This is a genomic window from Chitinophaga sp., from assembly GCF_036569185.1.
In the GTDB taxonomy this organism is placed as follows: Bacteria; Bacteroidota; Bacteroidia; order Chitinophagales; family Chitinophagaceae; genus Chitinophaga.
Window position 1 is genome coordinate 1 of the sequence record NZ_DATCRD010000038.1, and the last position, 4,601, is coordinate 4,601.

Annotated in this window: 3 protein-coding genes; 1 reads left to right on the plus strand and 2 read right to left on the minus strand. The window is 46.8% G+C overall.

What is annotated here, in order from left to right:
- The coding region (locus VIM72_RS03095; protein ID WP_332001404.1) for a TolC family protein at positions 1–1,127 on the plus strand (1,127 nt) is incomplete at its 5' end.
- Positions 1,128–1,194: 67 nt separating this feature from the next.
- Here VIM72_RS03095 and VIM72_RS03100 read toward each other — a convergent pair.
- Together VIM72_RS03100 and VIM72_RS03105 are read right to left on the minus strand one after the other, a co-directional pair.
- Positions 1,195–3,939 (minus strand): hypothetical protein, encoded by a 2,745-nt coding sequence (locus VIM72_RS03100; protein ID WP_332001405.1) that lies wholly within the window; start codon positions 3,937–3,939, stop codon positions 1,195–1,197.
- A 139-nt stretch (positions 3,940–4,078) separates the two neighbouring features.
- Positions 4,079–4,601, minus strand: a 523-nt coding sequence (locus tag VIM72_RS03105; protein WP_332001406.1) for an NmrA family NAD(P)-binding protein, incomplete at its 5' end; no start/stop codon positions are given.

The window sequence follows — 4,601 nt, forward strand, 5'->3', positions numbered from 1 at the left end:
GAGTAAAAGCTGCAGCGGGTATTGAAAAGGTGGGGCGCTATACCAGCCAGGGCGCCGGTGATGCTACCACCGAAATTAAACCGGGAAAAGAAATGCCGGACCCACTGCCGGATTACCTGTTGGCTGCCTACGCATCCTGGGAAGTGGATATCTGGAAAAAGCTGCACAACGCTAAAAAAGCAGCTATCAGCAGGTACCTGTCTACCGTTGAAGGAAAAAATTTCCTGGTCACGAACCTCGTTGCCGAAATCGCTAATTCCTATTACGAGCTACTGGCCTTGGATAACCAGCTGGCTATTGTAAAGCAGAACATCGACATCCAGAATAATGCCCTGGAAATAGTGAAGCTGCAGAAAGAAGCCACCCGGGTAACGGAGCTGGCCGTACGTAAATTTGAAGCGGAGGTGCTTAATACCAAAAGCCTGCAGTACAATATCCAGCAGCAGATCACGGAAACGGAAAACCGGATCAATTTCCTGCTGGGCCGGTATCCGCAGCCTGTTCCAAGGAATGATCAAACTTTTGACATTGCAGTACCTGCATCCATTCATGCCGGCATTCCATCGCAGCTGTTAGCCAATCGCCCCGATATTAAACAGGCGGAGCTGGAGCTGGCTGCATCTAAGCTGGATATACAGGTGGCAAAAGCTGAATTTTATCCGTCTTTAGGCATTTCGGCAGCTATCGGCTACCAGGCATTTAATCCAAAGTATCTTTTTAATACACCAACGTCCCTGCTGTATTCACTGGCAGGCGACCTGGCAGCGCCCCTGGTCAATAAGAATGCTATAAAGGCTAATTATTATACGGCCAACGCCAAACAGGTACAGGCTATTTACAACTACGAGCGTACCATTTTAAACGCTTATGTGGAAGTGGCCAATCAGCTGTCGAAGATCCATAACCTGGAAAAAAGTTACGATCTCAAAACCCAGGAAGTGGGCGCGCTTACCCGTTCTATCACTATTTCAAATGATCTTTTTAAATCGGCACGGGCAGATTATATGGAAGTGCTAATGACCCAGCGTGATGCGCTGGAATCAAAGTTTGAGCTGATCGAAACTAAAAAGCAGCAGCTGAATGCCCTGGTTAATATTTACCAGGCGTTAGGCGGCGGATGGAATTAAAGGACTATTAGCAAAAACAGGCTGTATCATATTTTGATACAGCCTGTTTTCTTATATGCCTTTTCAATTACGGCTTTGCAGACCAGGTTAAAGTGACATTAGTGCCGACGGCTATCGGCGAGTCATAATGTACGATCAATGATGTTGAAGTTGGTTCCACATAACTGATATTCTTTGCACCTGCGGATGCTGCTGTTACCTGGAAAAAAGAGGGTATTGCGGTTGGCGCTACCTCTGCTAATCCATGTGGAATAGTGATAGCCGTGGCTGGATTACCGCTAACAGTTGTAGCATACGTACCTGTTTTAGGGCTGAACATGATATCAGGCACTACTGCAAAATAGGCCAGGTCAAGCCCGCCAGAAGAGGGCGTAACATAGATCTGCCCGGTCATTCCATCAGGCGCACTGCTATGATCTACCACTACACTGATGAATTGCCAGGCAGTGTTTACCTTTTGATCCGTGCGCGATGCACCAAAGCTGCCGGGCGAATCCAGCCGTTGAAAGGCAATGGTTACAGTTTTTTCAACATCTGTGCTCCTTACTTTTGCATATAAGATCCATCTTGATTTAGGAAAGAATCTGCCGATGGAAAAGACATTTGAAACGCTGCCCAGCGGGTTCCTGATGGCCAGCTGCGTGGGCGTTGCAATACTTACATACCCGTTTACATCCAGCGCCGGATCTGTTTTATATACAATTGCCGGGTTGTTGTAAAATAGCTGGTTAACAGCCTGGTGAAACAGCACATTTTCACTTTGGAAAGGCGCATTCGCAGCTCCGTTAAGTACATGATCAGGCCAGAAGCCGCCCAATGGCTTATTCACTGAGTACCTGGACAGATAGGATATTTCCCCGGGAGCATCCAGACCGTTATAAGATTTTATAAACAGCACCTTGTTGTTAACACCACGGTCTTCTATGAAATTCTCTTTCCCCTGCACGCCGGCCCTGATAGTATTGCCACTGCCGGTGATGATGATCTTATTGCCGTCATCCACTTCCATCATTCCAAAGTCTGAATAATTTGTATTAACGGTGATGTAGATGTTATCTGTTGCTTCTCCGGACTGGCATTTCGGACCATTAGCTACCCGGATCTGTGTACCCTCTAACCTGGCATACTCGCGCTGGGCCATATACTTGGTATCAAATGCCCCTTCTGTATACAATTCACTAAATTCTACACTGCGCGGCTCAAACCGGGTGGTTGACTGGTATGCCAATATTCTTGCAGATACTCTCCATGACTGGCAGCCGAATGTATTAAATACACTCTGGGCAAGGTTAGGTACGCTAAAGCCTGCCCGCCTGGTGGCAGCGGTGATCAATTGTTCCGCAGCCCATTCATCGCAGGCATATTCTATACTATCTGCGCCCGCGGGAATTACGTAGGTTTCTATTGGCAGCGGGCCCGGATTACCCGGGTCATCTGCTATTTCTTCCGGGGTTAAAGCCGGTGCAGGGTTATCAAACACGGAAAAGGAAATAGCAGCGCCACCGCTGGTTTCAGCCAGCTGGAAATTATGCCCGCCAATGGCAGGGTTATCAGGGTTCACAACGTAATACCGTTTCCTGGGAAGTATTACAGGATTGCCTGTTGCAGATACAGCAAACTTTCGTTCATTCTCATTAAAGATAAGGGCTACCTGCTCATTCAGGTCAAACCGGTTATCGCATAAAAAGGTATTGCCGTTAAAACCGCTTATGATCCTGGGTATCATCTCTTTTCCCGCAGGCACCACGGTTATGCCGGGTGTTCCGCTGATGGAAAAATCAATAGCAGTACCATTCAGCGAACCCGATAGCTGAAAGGTCTTTGGGTCGCTTTCATCGTCACTGTTAATTACATAATACCGGTTCCCGCTCTTTATACCGTTGATGGTATCCGTATTCTTCAGTGAAAACATGAGCACCACCCGGGTGTTGTCGGCAGGCGGGTTATTAGAGCCAGTCATACTGAATACGTTCGTAGTGGGGTTTGCAATTACCTCCTTTGTTCCTGCATCCTGTTTGGTAAACAGCTCAGATAAACCTACCACAACGCCATAATCCAGGTCGCGGATCTCTGTTTTGGCGCCAAAATTCACTTTATAGGCAGGTCCTGAATAAAAGATGCCGCAATCGCCATGGCGGGGCCCTGCATCGCCTGACTTCAGGATATTAATATTGTTAAAGTTATGCCCGATGTACCCGGGAAGGCAAATACCGGCATTGGCAATTCTTTCACCACCAAAACCGATCCTTAACCTTCCGTTCTTTGTTCTTCCGTTTGCATCCGTCCGGTCCAGCTTCAGGTAAAGATTTTCTATGGTTATATCCAGCGGAGCAATGTATCCGGCTTCGCCGGGGCATTTCCAATAAAAGATATCTTCGCCGGCTTTACTTCTGATCAGCACACTGCTGAAATCAGCGCCGCCAATAGCAAAAATGCCGGTGATGTCAATAGTGCCTGTTAAATAAGTGCCTTCGGGGAAATACATTTTTCTTTTTAAAACATCGCTCGTACTGGCTGCACGGCAGAAGTTTGCACACGCTCTTAAAGCAGCTGTATCATCATTACCATCTCCTTTGGCGCCAAACCATTTAACATTCACCGGGCCTGAAAAGATCCGTTTCCACCGGCCTTCTGTATTATTGTTCACTGCGAATATGGTTCCACCATTATCATTGGCTAAGGGAGTGGTTTTATCCCAGTAGAAGTCTCCGCCGCCTTCATCGCCTGCTTTATAGTAGCCAAGCACCGTTACTACTTCATTGGCCTGTGTGCCTGCACTCGCTTTTAAATTCACAATGTTTTCAAATGACATCTTAAAAAATTTTGGGGTTATTGCAACAATGCCCGGTAAAGGTATACGGCTCCCGCGCACTGAAACTGCGTAATAACCGCACTTCATTTTTTATAGATGAGATGTCAATTTTCCAGACAATTATTTAAACAAAAAATGATCAATAAGAAAGCTTCTGGCCCTGCCAACCAGTACTGCGCAGAAATTGTTCCCAGTTAAGGCTCTGCGGATCTATTTCGCGGCTCCATAACAGATCACGGTCTTTGCTGAAATAACCATAATCAACCGCATACTCTACCATCCCTATGATCTCATCCACTAAAAGTTCATTTGAACTAAATTCCGGAAAATGAAGAAGCAGCTCCTCCCGTGTGAATGCGGAACTGTACACGGCCTTCCTGCCTGTGACACGGACAAAAGTATCTACCATTTCCTGCGGTGATATAATATCGCCGATCACAGGCAAAGATTTACCTGCATACTGACCCGGATTGGAAAAAATTTCCAGAACAGCCGGCCCTGTTGCAGTGAGCGGATCCACAAAAGGCGCACGAAAATCCTTTGGTAAATAAATTGGAAATACCAGCGTATCGCCCGCTGTACGGGGAGGATAAAATTCCATAAGATTGGTGTAAAAAAAGGCCATGTAGATAAACGAGCTTGCGATGGGAAGCGTGCGGATG